The 16,703-nt window shown below is 54.0% G+C and carries 12 protein-coding genes; all 12 read right to left on the bottom strand.

Features of this window, described 5'->3' with window-relative positions:
- Positions 1-23: 23 nt before the first annotated feature.
- Complete coding sequence (locus tag NFS35_RS20665) at positions 24-1,205, bottom strand: AfsR/SARP family transcriptional regulator (RefSeq protein ID WP_251208976.1); 1,182 nt, start codon at positions 1,203-1,205, stop codon at positions 24-26.
- Positions 1,192-2,022 (bottom strand): AP2 domain-containing protein, encoded by an 831-nt coding sequence (locus tag NFS35_RS20660; RefSeq protein WP_251208975.1) that lies wholly within the window; start codon positions 2,020-2,022, stop codon positions 1,192-1,194. Before NFS35_RS20660 ends, NFS35_RS20665 begins: the two co-directional genes overlap by 14 nt.
- Before the next feature lie 365 nt (positions 2,023-2,387).
- Positions 2,388-2,933: a signal peptidase I gene (locus NFS35_RS20655; RefSeq protein ID WP_251208974.1), complete on the bottom strand. Its 546-nt coding sequence runs from the start codon at positions 2,931-2,933 to the stop codon at positions 2,388-2,390.
- A 1-nt stretch (position 2,934) separates the two neighbouring features.
- Positions 2,935-3,987: a hypothetical protein gene (locus NFS35_RS20650; protein WP_251208973.1), complete on the bottom strand. Its 1,053-nt coding sequence runs from the start codon at positions 3,985-3,987 to the stop codon at positions 2,935-2,937.
- Positions 3,971-4,759, bottom strand: coding sequence for a hypothetical protein (locus NFS35_RS20645; protein ID WP_251208972.1), 789 nt, complete (start codon positions 4,757-4,759; stop codon positions 3,971-3,973). The genes NFS35_RS20650 and NFS35_RS20645 overlap by 17 nt, the downstream gene beginning before the upstream one ends.
- Positions 4,760-4,855: 96 nt before the next feature.
- A complete protein-coding gene (locus NFS35_RS20640) occupies positions 4,856-5,668 on the bottom strand; it encodes a hypothetical protein (RefSeq protein WP_251208971.1) in 813 nt (270 codons plus the stop codon).
- On the bottom strand, positions 5,661-6,218 hold the full coding sequence (locus NFS35_RS20635) for a hypothetical protein (RefSeq protein WP_251208970.1): 558 nt from the start codon (positions 6,216-6,218) through the stop codon (positions 5,661-5,663). The genes NFS35_RS20640 and NFS35_RS20635 overlap by 8 nt, the downstream gene beginning before the upstream one ends.
- Positions 6,219-6,230: 12 nt before the next feature.
- Complete coding sequence (locus tag NFS35_RS20630) at positions 6,231-7,382, bottom strand: DUF5979 domain-containing protein (RefSeq protein ID WP_251208969.1); 1,152 nt, start codon at positions 7,380-7,382, stop codon at positions 6,231-6,233.
- Entirely contained in the window at positions 7,354-8,271 is a 918-nt protein-coding gene (locus NFS35_RS20625) for a class C sortase (protein WP_251208968.1), read from the bottom strand. Before NFS35_RS20625 ends, NFS35_RS20630 begins: the two co-directional genes overlap by 29 nt.
- The gene (locus NFS35_RS20620) at positions 8,252-9,340 is read right to left on the bottom strand and encodes a class C sortase (RefSeq protein WP_251208967.1); all 1,089 of its coding nucleotides are present in this window, start codon (positions 9,338-9,340) and stop codon (positions 8,252-8,254) included. Before NFS35_RS20620 ends, NFS35_RS20625 begins: the two co-directional genes overlap by 20 nt.
- A 202-nt stretch (positions 9,341-9,542) precedes the next feature.
- The gene (locus NFS35_RS20615) at positions 9,543-11,414 is read right to left on the bottom strand and encodes a SpaA isopeptide-forming pilin-related protein (protein ID WP_251208966.1); all 1,872 of its coding nucleotides are present in this window, start codon (positions 11,412-11,414) and stop codon (positions 9,543-9,545) included.
- Positions 11,415-11,577: 163 nt separating this feature from the next.
- The gene (locus NFS35_RS20610; protein ID WP_251208965.1) at positions 11,578-16,692 is read right to left on the bottom strand and encodes a DUF7604 domain-containing protein; all 5,115 of its coding nucleotides are present in this window, start codon (positions 16,690-16,692) and stop codon (positions 11,578-11,580) included.
- Between the last annotated feature and the right edge of the window lie 11 nt (positions 16,693-16,703).

The raw sequence follows: 16,703 nt of genomic DNA, 5'->3' as shown, positions 1-16,703 counted from the left end.
ACTGACACAACTTTCATTTTCGGCTACGATTCTTTCCCGCCCAGACCGGCTACCCGGTAGGTGAGTTTTGCCCCGGAATTCCGGTAGGTTCTGTGGAACGCGCTGTCAATCCGGCTGATGACCAGCCTGGCGTTCTCTGTGTCGGCCCCTGTCAGCATCAGTATATAGGAACCGGCCTCCAGTCTGGCTATCGGGTCCCCTGTCCGGAGTTTATCCAGCAGAATCTTTTCCAGCCTCCTGCCGTCCGTAGTCGGCACCGCCTCCCGGCCCAGGCTGATGATGACCAGGGAAGAGGGCTGTCCGGATCGGGCCATATGCCGCCGTTCCAGAGCCACGATGCTCTGGAATGTGGAAAAGGTGCAGAAGAACGCGTGGGAATCCTGCTCATCCTCACACACCAGCCGGAAGATATCCTCATCGTCCATGCCGGTCTTATGGAGCCCCACCGCCAATGTATGGAGCTGTTCGATGCGCTCTGTGGGCGGCATGTCATATTCCTGGAGCATTTTGTCCCGGAAAGCCTCATATTTCTCAACGGCCTGCTCCGGCTGTCCCAGCGCGATGAGGGCCTGCATCTGGTAGGCTGTGAAGTCTTCTATGCTGAAGTCCACCGTGTAGGCCTGGCTGCAGACGTTGACGGCCTCCATCCACTGTTCTTTCTTATAGTAAAGCGGGAGCACCGTCTTGCATGCATCCAGATAAAGGGTCTGGTAATACTGTCTCTGGTTCCTCGCCCAGTCGGCATCGTTTCCGGAGAGGAAGTCCCCTTTATAGAGGGAGACGGCCTGCCCCAGCAGCCTGCACTGTTCTTCTCCGGCAGCCCGCTTCGCTTTCAGGCAGAAAGTTTCCATCTGTTCCGCATCCAGCTCCAGGCTGATTTCCGGGTTCCAGGCATAGCAGTCCGAAAGGGTCAGGAGCATGGCCTCCTGATCCGGAAACATGGCTTTTAGGAGGTTCCTGACTTTGAACAGCATGTTCCGCAGTGCATTGTAAGGATTGCTGCCTTTGTCCGCCCAGAATTGTTCGATTAGTTCCTCCGAAGAGATATGCCTCCTGTGGTTCACAATCAGATACTGCAGGAAAGAAAGGGCTTTCTTCCCCATCTTCCCCAGCAGCGCGCTGTTCCCCGTCTTCTCTTCCTCTGTGCTCCCGCAGGAAAATGCCCCAAGCATCCCGAAGTGTATGGTTCTTTTAACGTCCGTCATTTCCGCTGTCCGCCTCTATCCGCTCCAGGAATCTGTCGTAGATTTCCTCGCCTGTCTGTCTGGCTTTCACGGCCTGCTCCAGTTTTTTATAAGCGCCCAGGTACTTCGTCTTGCCCTGGAACGTAATCTGTGCCACCCAGAGATTGCGCCTTTTGTCCAGATAGACGCCGTTGTGGCCGCTCTTGTTGGACTTGATCAGCCTGCCGTCCTTTGAGGCCAGAAGTGCCGCAACGGACGTCCCCTCGACGAGTTTCCTGTTATCCTTGTACGTGGCGGCCTGCAGACAGCCGCAGCTTTTCGTCTTGCCGGACTGGAGCAGGCTCTGTCCCACAACGGTCTCTCCCCCGCAGTCGCAGGCACATTTCCATCTGTGCATGCCGCCCTCTTTCCCGGCATATTCTGTTACGGTCAGCTTCCCAAACCGTTTCCCCGCGAAATCCTTTAAAGGCGGACGGCTTAAGCACCCGCAGCTTTTCCGGTTCCCGGAAAGAAGCTGTCCTGCTTCCGCATGTACTTCCTTTCCGCAGTCACAACGGCACAGCCATACAGCGCTGCCCCTGGCGCTCCGTTCTTCTGTAGGCTGTATGGCAGTCAGCTTCCCGAACCGTCTTCCTGATATGTCGCACTGGCCCGGACGGACTTTCGCTGCACATCCGCAGTCCGTCACGGTACCCCGCTTCAGGCAGCGTGTGTCCAGAAGAATCTCTCCGCCGCAGTCACAGCGGCATCTCCAGACCACATAGCCTCCTTTGCGCTGCTCAGTAGGCTCTTCCACGGTGAGCCGGCCTGTTTTATATCCTGTCCGAATCGTTTCCATCTGTATTCACCTCTTCCCATCCCGCAGAGAACTTTCCGCTTTGTGCCCGGTTTCCATATAAAGAAAGCAGTCAAAAAACGCAGATGATTGTGCTCTGCGTTTTTGGGCTGTTCCCGGCCGATGGAATACATTTATAATAAGCTGAAAGCGAAACAGATAAACCTGCTGACTGCTGGAAGTGACTGCCGGCGCAGCAGTCTCGTTTCAGTCAAGGCCAATTTTGAGTTGCAAAAAAAGAGAAACTCCTGTATAATTTGAGTAATCTATTCTATTTTTTTGACTTTTGTCGCAGAGCACAATCATCTGCGACTTTTTCATGTCTCTTCCTCAATATACTGCAAAGAGGCTGACCGGCCACAGGCCAATCAACCTCTCAACTTTCCGTTCCTGACGTTTCCCAGCAAATTCCCCACCCACAGCAGCATTACAGCGCCTGCTACTCCGCAGGCCAGGTATATCTTCCCATTCGTCCCGGAACAGACAGCCATGACATTTCCGAGGCAGGGAACCGACCGGGACATCCGTCCGATCAGGGCTCCATAGGGCACCGGCGTCATATCGTTCTTTGCATTGGCATCCCCTTTGGTGATAAACTCCCCTTCCACTATATGATTCTCCACTACCCGGTGGGTGATGACAGCGCCCCCGTCATAAAAGGCTATCACGTCCCCGGGCGCGACTTCCTCCGGCGCTGCCGCCTCCACATAGAGGGCGCTGCCAATGGGAATCGCAGGCTCCATGCTCCCGCTTACTACCACATACACTTCATACCCCATCAGCCGCGGCACAGTCATCGGGATGCAGACTGCCACCACAGCTGTCAGTATCAACACGGCCAAAAGCCTGCATATCTTATGTCCCAACTCCCCGTCCCTTTCCGTGCATCCCGCCTGTGTCCCAAATCTGCGCACCTCAGTCTTTCTTCTCGGATTTTACGCTTTCAGCTTTCTTCATTTTCCGATACGTATATGCGCCTGCCACCAGCGCGATGACAGCCACCAGCCCGATTCCCACGGCAAACCACATATACTTCAGCAGCCTGCCATTGGCCCGGGCCACCGTGCCGTCGTTCCCGGACTCGAAATTTGCCAGAGGCATATCCTCCTCATCCAAATCGATGACATCTTCCGGCTCACCGGGCTCGGTCTCATTTCCTGCCAAAGGCATATCGTCATCGTCCAAATCCTCCGGGGGAACCTCATCCTCCACAGGCGCTATCCCGGCATCGCCGCCAGGTGCCGCCGCACCGCCTCCTGCGGGAGCTGCCCCGGCTCCAGGCACTGCTGCGTCTCCAGGCGCCTCACCGCCCGGTGCGCCTCCTGCAGCGCCTCCGCCTGCAGGCCCCGGAGCAGTCGTCGCAATAGGCGTATATACGAACGTGAACACATTCTTGCCAGCATCGCTCTGCAGAGTCCTGGTCAGGTTATAAGCCTGGGGCTGGTATCCCTCCACATACAGATAGGCGATTACAGGCCTGTCGCCAACATTTCCGTAATAAATCTGCGGCGGATACAGCCGGTTCCCTGCCGCATCCTCATAATTGACGGTATACTGTACCATATTGCCCCGGATTCCGTATGCCACCACATAGTCCTGATCCCGCTCCACCTGGAAGTAGGCCAGATTCAGACTGTCGTCACGGCCTCCCATGCGGATGCCCTTGACATAATACTTGCTGTCCTCCGCCACGGACGCGGCGCTGTTCAGGAAACGGACATGGTTGGCTGCCGTCAGCCCCGTAATCCTCACCAGCTTCCCGCCGTCCTCCAGATTGATGGCATAGTCCCCTCCGCCTTCCACGGATATGGATATGCCGTCCGCCGTACTTAAGCTTCCCTGATTCCCCGCGCTGATGGTCACGGTATAGGTATAGCCGCTCATCTCCGCTGCCAGACAGGCCATCGAGGCAGAGAGCATCAGGAAAACGGCCGACAGAACAGAAAAAAATCTAATTGCTTTCTTCATCTTTCCGCTCCCCCCTCTCTTTCTTTTTGGACTGATACAGGCTGTATAACGCAAGAATCAGAAGCGCCAGGCCGGAGCTTAGCGAAATCCCCACATACAGCATCAGGCTGCTGTCATCGCTGGTCTTCGGAGGCCGTCTTACAGATGTCGGCTCCTCCGGGTCATTTTCATCATTTACAGGCACCGGGGTCCTGCGCTCCTCCACCGCGAAGTTCAGCGTCAGATTGGCCAGCGTGTCCTGATACGTGTTCCCCTGGGTCTCCCCATCCAGAACCACCTTCAGGGAGATGATTCCCTGCTCCCCGACCCCCAGGGTGTCCAGATAGAAATATTCGCTCAGAGACTCCGTCGCCTCGTGCAGGCCTTCGCCCACGTCGATGTCTTCCGTCCGCTCGCCTCCTACCGTGTCGCTGCTGTAGAGCGTCTCCAGATTCCCCCGGGGAGGCTGGTAGGTCAGGACATAGGTATAGCCGCCGCTGGACGCCACCTTCTGGCTGTCCTCCAGGGACTGCAGCACCTTGTTGGCCATCCACCAGTCGGCTTCCTTCCCCGCCGTGTTCTTCAAGGCCACCGTAATGTCGATGCTGTCTCCCGGCTGCAGGTCATATATGGCGTCATTGATGTCGGAGGTATTGAAATTGCTCTCCATCCTGCTGCCTGTGAAATCTACCGCCCAGCCCGCTTCTCCCTTATAATCCTCCGCGCGAACCATCGCGCTGTCCCCCAGTACCATGGAACAGGCAAGCAACAGTCCCATCCATTTCTTCTTCATCCTGTCAACTCCCATCCGCCTGCCGCGCAGGCATCTATCTTCTATCCCGGCCGCCTATTCAGTTCCGGGCTTCGTCCGGGCGGCAGCCAATCTTTCTCATCTCAGCCGCAATGTCCCGTCCCCGGCCACTTCCACATCCACGCCCCATGCGCTCTTGATGGCATCCCGGGCATTGTGGGTCTGTACCGCGTCCACCTCGGCCTCCACCACAAAAGAGGCTCCGTCATAGTCATAGACCGTGCGGACCGTCGTCCATCCGTCGGCATCCGTGGAGCGCGTCTCCGTCACCTTCGTCACCACATCGCTCTTTATGGTCACGGAATCTATGAAGGCTTCCGTCTCATGGAAGACCCCGCCCTCACCGGCTGCCGGCAGCGGGCTGTCATAGTACAGCACAATCGTCTCGCCGTCCCTGGGGTCGCCTTCCCCCATCCTGGCGGTAGTCGCCCTGTCGTCCACAATCCAATGGTCGTTCGTCAGATGCAGGTCTATCATGGCAGGCGACAGATGCGTGAGCTTGTTCCCATCCTTATCCACCCAGTATTTGTACACCTTCACCCGCACATACTCGTCAATGGAGCCGCTGTTCCTGACGCTTAAAGCTTCCGGGTAGGTCTTCCCTATCTGCCACTCCTCGCCCTCAGGAAGGACCAGCAGCTCGCCGGATGCCTGGTTCCATATATTATCCGCATGGGTATAGTCCCGGTAGCCCACTATCTTGCCATTTTCCAGCAGGGACACGCCGATGCTCTGGACGTCAATCTGGGCAGTGTAAGTCTCCGAGTAGAAGGTCAGCGCCGCGCGGGTACTGCCTATGGCGCTGAAAGACAGCAGCGCTATGGCCAGCGCAAACAGGACTGCTGTCCCGGAAACGAAGCCGGGTTTTCTTTTCTTCCTCTTGTCACTCATCTGCCTCGTCTCCTTCCCATCCATAGCTGTCTCCATTGGTAACCAGCCTGGCATCCCAGTCCGCATAGGGAGCGCCGTCCTCTGTATACAATACCGCCGTACATTCCTGAATCACTACTACATTGAAATCCTCTGTATATGGCGGCGGAGTCTCCATGGCCGGATTCTCCACCGTCACAGTGGGCAGCGTAATCTTCACATCCAGCTGTCCCGTGCTTCCTCCCACCGGGAGGATTTCATCATAATACCAGTATCCGTCACCGCCGTCATGCCATCCTGCGCTTCCGGCATATTCCACCTGATAGGTGCTGCCGGCAAATACTTTCACCCGGACATAGCACTCTGCCGTTCCCGTGTTGGCCAGCCGGATATGCTTCGTCCAGTCGGAGAACTGCTCCGTAATCTGGGACTTTGTGTCCACCGTAATCTGATGGCCGCCCTTCGCCGCAGCGAATGTGGTGAAATAGGCTTTCGCGCTGCCGGCGGAAGCCCCTGCCACAAGCGCCAGCGCAATGGCAGCCGTACCTATTGTCTTCCTAGTCCGTTTCATTCCTGCCACCTCCTACTCTCCGGCCTCTGCTTTGTCTCCGTCCGCTGTCCCGCCCCCGATACCGGGCCGGTCCGTGGTCCATTGGTAAGTATTCCGCTCTGTGTCATAGCGGAACCGGTTCTCTATGCCGTAACCGCTCCTGGCATCCTCGTCATAACGATTTTCAAAATAGAATGTCACCGGATTTCCGTCTTCACCGTCCGCTATCACCGTTTTGCTCTCATCGTCGGACACTGTCAGTTCACAGTTTGCGCCGCTGTATACCTCCGTGACAGTCACCACTGACTCCGCCGGAATGTGCTCCAGGACGGCTTCTTTGACGCCCACTTCCGAGAAAGTCAGGGAGACTACATTGCTGTAGACGATTTCTGTGTCTTCCTCTCCGCTTTCCCTGGCAACCACATCGAATACGAATGTCACATCGCCCTGAGAGGCATTGTAGTCTGTCAGTTCCTTGATAATCCTTATACTGCCGTAGCGGGGCTCCTGCGCAGGCTTTAAAAACGCCTCCCTCGCATACTGCCAGGCATCATCCCCGGAAGCACCCTCGTATTGGTACAAGGACCAGGGCAGTGACACTATCATGGGCGTGAACGTATACGTATATTTAGGGCTCTTGGCTGTATCCACCGTCACAAGATACAGTCCCAGTTCCATCCCGGCCAACGTCTCCGGTTCCGCTATGGTCCCGTCCTCAGCCACATGAACCGCCTTGTCATATGCGGCAGGTATCTTAGGCTCGCCTACAGGCTTCCCGTCCTCGTCCGGCTCATAGACCAGGTCCATCGCGGCTGCGGCCAGATTCTTCCAGCCCTCCTCCGATAGGGACATCTCCCTCCATGCGTCGCCCTCTATGCCCAGCCCTTCGAACTCGCCCGAAAGCTCATATCTGCCGGTCTCCAGCATATCCGCCACTTTCCATGCATGTACGTCCAGTTCTCCGTTGGCTGTGCCGTCAGCCCCTTTGATTCGCGCCATGTCCATGACCATGTCCGCGGAACCTTCGTCCTCCGGCAGCTTCAGGGCCAAAGTGCCTGTCTGCGCCATGTCCACCTGTACGGCAGCCTGCGCCCGGGGCACATTGCACAGGATGGCTGTCAGAGCCAGACACGCCGCGCCGATGGCCGTCAGAATCCTATTTCCCTTCCTTTTTATCACGCGCATGTTCATCCCTCCCTCGTTTCGAGTCTTTCTTCTTTCCTGCTCCTTTTCCTGCCATGATGAAGATGCCCATCAATAGAATCATGGCCAGTATCAGTACCAGATAGAGCATATAGTAGCTCTGGACGGACTCTACCATATTCCCCACCGGGGTCTTCTCCTCCGCTTCTTCCTCGCCGTTGTATGCCGTGCGGCTCCCTCTGACCAGCAGTCTGTGGGAGTTGACGCCATAGGGCGTACAGGTCAGCAGCGTCACATAATCCTCTCCCGGTACTACCTGCATGGCGCCGGTGAGAGTGTCCAGGTCATCCTTGTCTATCATAGGTAGAATCTGATCCACCTCATAGGCGAACACTTCATCTAATATGTGGATGTAGAACCGGTCTCCCGGCTCCATCTGATCTAAATCCGTGAACAGCTTCGCGCTGGGCAGGCCTCTGTGGGCCGCCAGCACACTGTGGGTGCCATCCCCGCCTATGGGCAGCTTCGTGCCGCTCACATGTCCGATGCCGGTCTGGAGGATATCGTCTGCGGTGCCATGGTAAACGGACAGGCGGACATCTATCTTGGGGATGGACAGATAGCCCATGACTCCGTTTTCTGCAGCGTTCAGGACTTTCCAATATTCCGTGTCCTCTATGTCTGTATCTCCGCTGCCGAAAGCATCGCCGGTGAAATCGTTCTGAGCGATGGCGTCGTTGAACGCGCGGGCCGTTCCCCATTCTCTGCTGTAGTCCTCCGGCTCCAGTTCTGACATCACCTCTTCGTAGGTGGATATCAGTTTGCTCTGTCTATAGGCATTCCATTGGTCAGACACAGCCGGGTATGCGAAAATGCCGAAGCCTATCAGGAATATCAGTGCGAACAGTAGGTTAATCAGTTTCCGTTTCATTTCTCTCCTCCGGCCAGTCATCGCGCCAGCCCTCCGGTTCCCCTTCCGGCCAATCGTCACGCCATTCCTTCACCGCCGGATTTTCCGGTGCTTCGGTGTCAATACTCTTTGCTGCCCCATTCCCCGCCTGGCTCTCCCGGTCCTGCATATGCCCGGATTCTTTCGCTGTCTCCGGCTTAGAAGCCTTTCTTGATTTCATAGCGCCTTTCCCGGGAACCTTTTTCCGTCTCTCGTCATAGAGATACATAGCAAAAATGAACATACCTGTCACTGCCAGCCCTATCACCGCCCAGAGCCCATAGTTCGTGCGCAGGCTGGGCCCGGAAAAATGTGCCAGGTTCATCACCTGATCCTCCAGCTCTTCGTAGTCAACACGCTCCCCCCTGACCAACAGCCGATGGCTGTTCACGCCATAAGGCGTACATGTCAGCAGCGTCACCAAATCCATGTCGTCCACAGCCATCAGATCAGCCGTGTCCTCAGGCTCTACCACAGATATCCGATCCACCTGATAACAGAGCGCCTCATCCAGAATATACAGAAAAAATACATCTCCCTCCTGCAGCTGATCCAAATCCGTGAACAATGCCGCACTGGGCAGTCCTCTGTGAGCGGAGATGACCGCATGATTCCCAGCCCCTCCCACCGGAAGAGAGCTCCCCGCCAGATGGCCTGCCGCCACCTGAAGCACGGAGGCATCTGTCGTGTGATAGACAGGAAGCTTTACACCTATTTTCGGCACCTCCACATATCCCATCATGCCATCTCCTGTCAGGTTCAGGCAGGCCATATATTCCCCGTCCGGCTCCTCTGTGTCTGCCGCAGCGGCGAAAGAATCCGGGAGGATATATGGCTTCAGCGAATCATTGTACTGCTCCGCCCTCTCCCATTCTTTCTCGTAGTCGATAGCTCCCGTCATGCTTTGCCGGGATACCGTCTCTTCATAAACGGAAATCAGTTCTCCCTGGCGGTAGTCGTTCCATTTATTGGAGACAAAAGGATACAGCAACAGGGACAGACCGGCCAGGAACAGCAGTGAAAATATGAACTTAGTCAGCATGTTCTTCATCCGGGCTCTCCTTGTTGTTGTATTTTCCCGGTTGTACCGGGACTATGGTTGACCTCTCCGGTTCTGCTCCTGCGCAGCTCTCCCGCGGAAAGTTTCATTGTGCCGGGACGGGCATGCCGCCCCGGCATTACAGATTTTCTGGCAAAATTGATGCTTTCAGGCGGCTGTGATCCGCCTATGGCACAGACATGCTAACTATCGCTTATTTCTCAGCCTTTCTGCGTGTAGCGAAGAAAAGGGCTGCAGCGATGATCATGACGGCACATCCGCCGATGGTGAAAATCGTGGTACCGATGCCGCCGGTGGAAGGAAGGGAGGCAAGTTTAGTATTGGGGATATCGGTCACTGGCTTTTCTGTACCATCTTCACCGATTTCGACTATCTCGGTCACTGTCCCTTTCCCTTCGTTCTCCACTGTTCCCTTATTCGTGTCTGTCGTCATTGTCTCGCTCTTAATATAGGCTGCGGTCAAGCCTGTCGTATCCGTTATATCCATTCCATAGAATACATTTTCAGCGCTCAGCCAGCCGACCTGAACCGAGCTGATTGCCTCGGAAACATTAGCCGTATATACTCTTTTTACATCCGTTACAATAAATGTCGTCTCTGAAGTGCTCCACTGCGCTGTCACCTTATATACCCTGTCATTGAGGCTATATCCTGCAGGCGCCTGAATCTCTTTGATATAGTAATCTCCCTTTCCAACCTGGCTGGATACCGCGTATCCTTCCGCATTTGTCTTTACCACATCGACAAGTTCTGTACATTCTGCATCGGAATAGATTCCAAAAACCGCATCTTTCAGCTTGTCAGCATCCGTATCCACACCAATCTTATGGAATGCCAGCTCATAGGTGTAAACTGTTTCCGTATCTTCCTGATGGTCATATCCTTCCCCTGTAGGAGGAGTCACGGTATTCTCATCCCACTCAGGTGTGGTACTGGGATCTGTGGAATATACCAGGGAAGCCTCATTATCATTTTTATAAACCGCGTTTTCATTGATTACCGCATCATAGGTCACTACAGGCGTATAAACCGAGCCATCCTCATTTCCAGTTCTCAGCTTTTCGTATTTCAGGTTGATGACGAACTTGGCGCCACTGTTCTCTGTCGCTGGTGTAATCTTGATTTTTCCGATGGAAGCATCCTGGCTGTCGGTATCCGCCTTTTTCAACCATCCGGCAGCATCCGCCTTATATTCCGTTCCGTTCACTGTGACTTTCAGCGTATCCGGCAGGAAAGTTAATCCTTTGCTCATGCTATCTGATATGAAAAGCGCTTTATTTACGGAATTGACCGGGTATTCCGGCATAGTCGGAGTCAGGGTATATGTCAGCCTGGTGCCTAAAGACGCTGTGATGACGTCCTCTTCCTCAGAGCCGTTTTTCATCTTATCAGCCTCTCCGCCTGTTACCGTCTTGTCAATGTCGGGCGTCATGCTCTTCGCAACTGCCGTAGAGCCAAACAGATACTTGCTTCCCGCATCTATGGTGCCGCCTGCCAGTTTTCCCTCTGCATCATATGTGGCGGTCAAAAGAATCGGATTATAGATTGCATTCTTAGCGCCTGTGACAATGGCGATATAAACGCCGGCTTCTACATCACATGTATAAGTCTTCTCAGCAGTATTTATCGTTCCTTGCGTTGTCCCACCAGCCGTGGTATATGTTTTGTATGGCGTCACAGTCGCAGGGGCTGCTTTCAAGCCGTTCACGATTGCAGTAATCTGTGTAGCCGTAAGGCCAGCTTGTGCATTTTCCACTGTTACACCTGTACCCTCCGCAAACTCATAACGGTCAAAGCCGTTGCCAGCATAGAGGGCCTCGGCAATCTTATACAAGGTCACTACAGTACCGTCCTGAAGGCCTTCCAGCCCTGTAATCGTCACTGTAGTATGGTCATCCTCTGAAGGATACCCGTTCACTACATTGGTTTGGGTGCTTGCTGCCGCGGGACTTGAGTTCGCATCCGGAGCCTCTTCCCCCTCTTCCGTCGCCAATGCCGTCACCGACATCCCCATGACCATGACTGCAGCCAGCAGCATGGCTAAAAACTTCTTCATCTTTTTCATACTTTTTCCTTTCTGCTTTGCATTTTGCGTTTTGTTTCGGTTACCCTTGCTCTGCCTGACGAATCAGGCCTCCGGCTCAGGAGAGGCACGTTTCGCTGCAGCTGTGCCGCTCCTGTCCGTCCGTTCCTCAAAAGAAATGATGGTACAGAAGAACCTCATTCTCTCAATTCCGCAACACCTCCCCCTCGCTCTTTCTTTTGCATCTATATAAGGTCAGCACCGATGCCAGCATCAGCAGCGTACCGCTGACCAGATACCAATAGATTCCAATGCCTCCTGTGGATGGAAGGCTGTACAGGACTTCATCTCTAAAAGGATAGCTTCCGTCCTCTCCGGGTACCGATGCCCCGCCTTTCACGGAAATGCTGACCTTTCCCTGCTGCGAAACCTTAACAAGCCAGATTTCTTCGCTTACCGCATACCCGCCGGGAGCCTTCGTCTCCCGCAGCTCATAATCACCTGCGGCCAGGAGCGCTGACGACACCTGCTCTCCGCTTTCCAATGATTTCCAGCTGTCTATATATCCGCCGGCATCAGAGATTCCTGTGTAGGCCAGCACTGGTTCGCCGCCGTCTTCCGATATCCTGTACAGGGCGAATTCCGCTCCCGCCAAAACGTTGTCATGGTTCGATGCACTCGTCTTCAGCAGTTTCCAGGGCTTCGTGTTGTAGTATTCCAGTCGGATTTTCCCGGAATCGGAAGTGATATCCAGAAAATCCGGGCTGATTCCGTGAGGGTCATGCAGCACATCCATGGCCACGCTGTCCGCGGCGACAGAACCCCACTTTTGGTCACCCAGCATATCCCATATTCCGGGATTCGCTTTCTCCTGCCCGTCTGCTGGTAAATATGTGATATCCGCCACCTGCACTGTAAGAGGATGCAGCGCTTCGTCCCGTTCGTATCCCGCCGGAGCCTCTGTCTCTTCCAGGTATACCGTTATCCGGCCATCCTGAAGATCCGTGCTGACGAAATCGCTCTGGCCCAGCTGGAACGCAAAGTGTCCATCCGCCTCTGCTCTTACATTCTGAGCAATGGGCCTCGTCTTTTCCGCGTCCCGATATACGCTGAATACAGCTCCCTGCATGGAATCTCCATCATTGACCGCGCTCTTCTTATTGCCGACGATATTCACGAAAAACGGCATCTTCTCAGGATACAGATACTTGCTGCTATCGTTGTCACCCGGTATCTCGATATAAGTCGTGGAATTGGTGTTCCTGACTTCTGTCTCCCCGCTGTCCGAAAAGTGCACATAGTAAGTCAGCGAATAGCTGCAGTAGCCATTTCCATCCCCGTCAATCACCACATCCGCCAGTTCAGGGTTCAGATACCAGATTATCCTCCCTGTGGCATCCCCTTCCGGGGAAGGCTCCATTCCCGAGCCTATGATTCCTCTTGATGCCATTGACAGCATTTCCGGCGTATCCTCTTCCGACACATCCACATCTCTTCCCGGCCAGTAAGTCGCTACTGTAGTCAATGTTCCCTTTTCATCCTCTGTCACAAGGCTTCCGTCCTGTGCCAGGGTCAGCTGATGGCCATTCAGCGTACACTCTTTAAAAGAAATGAAATGTGTATACGGCGCCATGTCATCGGTCACTGTCCAGCCGGCCCCTGTGGAGCCTGCAAGTATGTTGTTCTCAATCTTCCCGCACTTTATCTGAATGGTAATCGGGTATCCGTTCTGATCTGCGGCGCCCATTTCTTTCGTGATTCCTATCTCGTCATCCCCGGAATGATCTACCTGTACGACGGGCTGCAGATAAGTCGTCGTCTTTACGCCGTTTTCATTGTAGTTATAATATACCTTTGCCCTTTCTTCACAGTTGGAGTGAAATCCCGGTTTCTCTGAACTCGTGTCGTTGTCCGGCGCATCGGTGGAAGGTTCTCCCTCATGCGGATATCCTGATTGGATATACTCCCTCACCGCTTTTTCCGTAGGTTTCACGCGGAAGCTGATGCTGTATGTGACCCCATCCTCCAGTTCGCCGCCATTCAATACTTTCAGCACAACGGTCTTTGCCTCTGTGTCATATTCCACTTTATATAATGGAGCGCCATTTTCATCCACCAAAGGCTTCGGTTCAGGCTCCGCTTCGGAATGATAAGTCACCGTAAATGTAGGTGTCTCTTCCAGAAATTCCACGTATTCGCTTAACGTGTCATGAATTTCCACATCCTTAAAAGACGAGTATTGAATCTGATTTACGATATCACCGAATATTTCATTCAATTTGTCCGGATTCTGTCCGGAGTACTTTGTCGCCCCAATGGACGCAGCCAGATTACCGCATATTGTGTCAATCGCTCCGGTGGCTTCATCTGACTGTACTTTCCCTTCGTCAAGCACAGCTATGACGAAAACCTGAGCTGCCGACTGTAATGCCGGCGACATCTGCCATTCATTTACGGCAGCGTCAAAGTTGTAATCATAGGGATCGCCGTATTTCCCCTCATTTAAATTATGCGTGGCGCATCCGGAGCCTACCGTAATCGTACTGCTGCCTGAGGCATACCTGGTCGTAGGATCTCCGTCTGTCAAAAATATCACATATTTCCGACTCGATGCGGGACGGTTCGCCAGCATTTCCTGGCTGGTCCGAAATGCTGCCTGCCAGTTCGTGCTCCCCTTTCTCTCTTCAATCATATTCCGCGTCAGCTGAAAGTCAAATCCGTCTGTTCCGGATATGGTTTTCCACTGTGCTTCCACCCGTGCGTCCGGCGTGTTGTCACTTCCCAGATAATACCAGTCTCTTACATCCGCCAGCCCATTGGTCTCCCTGTCACGTCCTCCTCCTGCTCCGCCATCGAAGGTCACGATTCCCACATTGATATTCAGCTGATCGTTATCTGCCGCGACGCCTTTTAGGTCTTCGTTCAGCTTCTGCAAAGCATTATTGACAATATTGTATCTCTGTCCTTCATCACTGACGCCGCTTAAGTTTATCATGCTGTGCGAAGTGTCTACTATCAGCAGGATGTCTATATCCTGCACCTCTTTCTCTCCGGTGACATTCAATGTCAGGGTATAGTCGTTCTTGCCATTATATTTGATGTATTTTTCATGTTCTGGCACTTTCTCCGTCTCCGGATCCGTGGGAATCGACGGCGGCTCGATTTGCTTATATACGAAGTATATGGTCCTGATTCCCCAATCCCACTTGTTATTTTTTGCATCCGAATTCTCATTCCATACTCCCCCAGCCCAGTTTCCCGGCTTCCAGCGTAACACTTTCTCCCAGTTGCCGGCAGCGTCCTTATTATTTAAGGCAAGTATTGTTCCTATCTGATTGCCGCTCATTTCCTGAGTGCCGGAATCGCCCAGCACAATCTTATCCAGGGTATACTCTGAAAAGTAAGGTGCCAATGCCGCTAAACTCAATTGTCCTCGATTACTATTATTGCTTTCCGCTCCCGTTATCGTTATATCGCCGATCGCTTTCCCGCCCAGATCCAACTGCCGTCCGGCGGCGTCTACGCAGAATGCGCCCAGCTCCAATGTCACCGGGGTTGACGGCTTGGCAGGCTCCGATGAATTATATACACTCATGGTCGTCCACGTAATCTTAAACATGGGATTGCCTGCTTCCGCCACATCCCTGACGCTCATGGCCGTCCAGGAAATCGTGAAAATCGAAAAGCTGTCAACGACAAACTCCGCTTTCTCCAGTTCCGCGTCATCGGTGGCAACGACTTCCGCGCTTTCCAGCACTTCAGCCTTTAGAACAGCCTCGCCGGTGTCCACATCGATGACTTCTTTCATATGGACTACATCGATGCTGTCTATCTGTACCTCTTCGCCTTCCGCAAGCCCTTCCGGAAGGTACGCCTCCACGAAGTCCATGCTCACGGATACGTTTCCTTCAGGTTCGATTTCTTTCTTCTCCCCGTTTTCGTCCGTCGCCAGAAAACTGATGTCATATGCCAGGAAACCTGCTATTTCTTTTGTGTCATCCTCTGCCACAGAAGCCTCCAGTTCTTTCCGGACTTCTTCATATTTTCCATTCAGCTCCTCTGCTTCCGCCGTTCCGGCCTGGTCTGACGCAAGATTCCTTCCGATTGCCTCTGTATCCTGCTGCGCCACTTCCCTGACGGACAATTCGGCTCCTTTCGGAATGACACCCGGTTCTGCCGTCACATTGACTATCACTTTGTCGTCTCTGTATTCTCCTTCGAACGCTTCCGCTTCGTCCTCTTTATCCTGTCCGTCCGCTGCCGTCTCCAGAGCTGCCATCAATTCCAGCAGGCTTTCTGTGCCTGCTACGTACCGGCGCAGCTCTTCGTCCAAAGCCATATACGCTTCATACGCAGTATCCGCCTGTGCCTTCAGCCCGGCAAGGAAAGCGGCATATTCGTCCGCAGATACTTCCCCGGCCTCATATCCCGTCCGCATTTCTTCCAATGCTTCCAGGCCAGGCAGGGCGGCAATCTGTTCATTGAGCGCCTCGATTTTCTGCTGGTCTTCTATAGGAAGAAGACATAAATCCGCGTGTTCATGCTCTTCCATTTCACATATTGCAGCATCATTCTCGTCATAGCATTCTCCGGTATGTGTATGTTCTATCATTCCGCAATACAGCTTCTGGTAACAATCCTCAGTGTGGGCATGCTCCTTGTCACAAATCAGCTTCCACTCGTCCGTTTCAGGCGGCTGATTCGCGTCTGCCCCGGAAAGGTCTGGCAGCTCACTACCGTCATCGGAATCCATGCCGGAATCTTCTTCCGGAGCCTGGCCAGGCTTTTCCTCCGGCTCAGGATTCTCTTCCGGAGCCTGGCCGGAGCCCTCTTCCGCACCGGAATCCCCCTCTGAGCCAGAGTCCTCTTCCAGAGCCGAATCTGCTTCCCCGGCAGAAGATTCCATACTGACATCTGTCTCCATATCAGGCCGGCCCACAGGCGCGGCAGTATCGCTTACCATGTTCCCATCGGCCTTGCCGCACACCAGCACCCTTTCATAGCGTTCCGACACATGCTCCTCCAAATCGCAGAGCAGCACGCGCTCCGTCTCATAGCAGCCGTCATCATGTACATGGCCGTCCTCTCCCTGATTCATGCAGATAAGCGTCTGCCTTTCTTCATAGCAATCCGCTGTATGCTCCTCTTTCTCGCAGACCAATCTGTCCTCATAACAGCTCTCATCGTGCCGGTGCCCTTCTGTGTCCGCCGCAGAGGCCAGGTTCGGCGAGCCGCTGGTGAACAAAATGCACAGCACGAGCAGCACGCTCAGGCATCGCCGGATCTTCCTGCCTGTTTTCATGTGATTATGGAGTTTCATATGCCTCATCC

The sequence above is a fragment of the Acetatifactor aquisgranensis genome (assembly GCF_943193215.1).
Lineage (GTDB): Bacteria > Bacillota > Clostridia > Lachnospirales > Lachnospiraceae > Acetatifactor > Acetatifactor aquisgranensis.
This window is presented reverse-complemented; position numbering and strand designations above follow the sequence as displayed.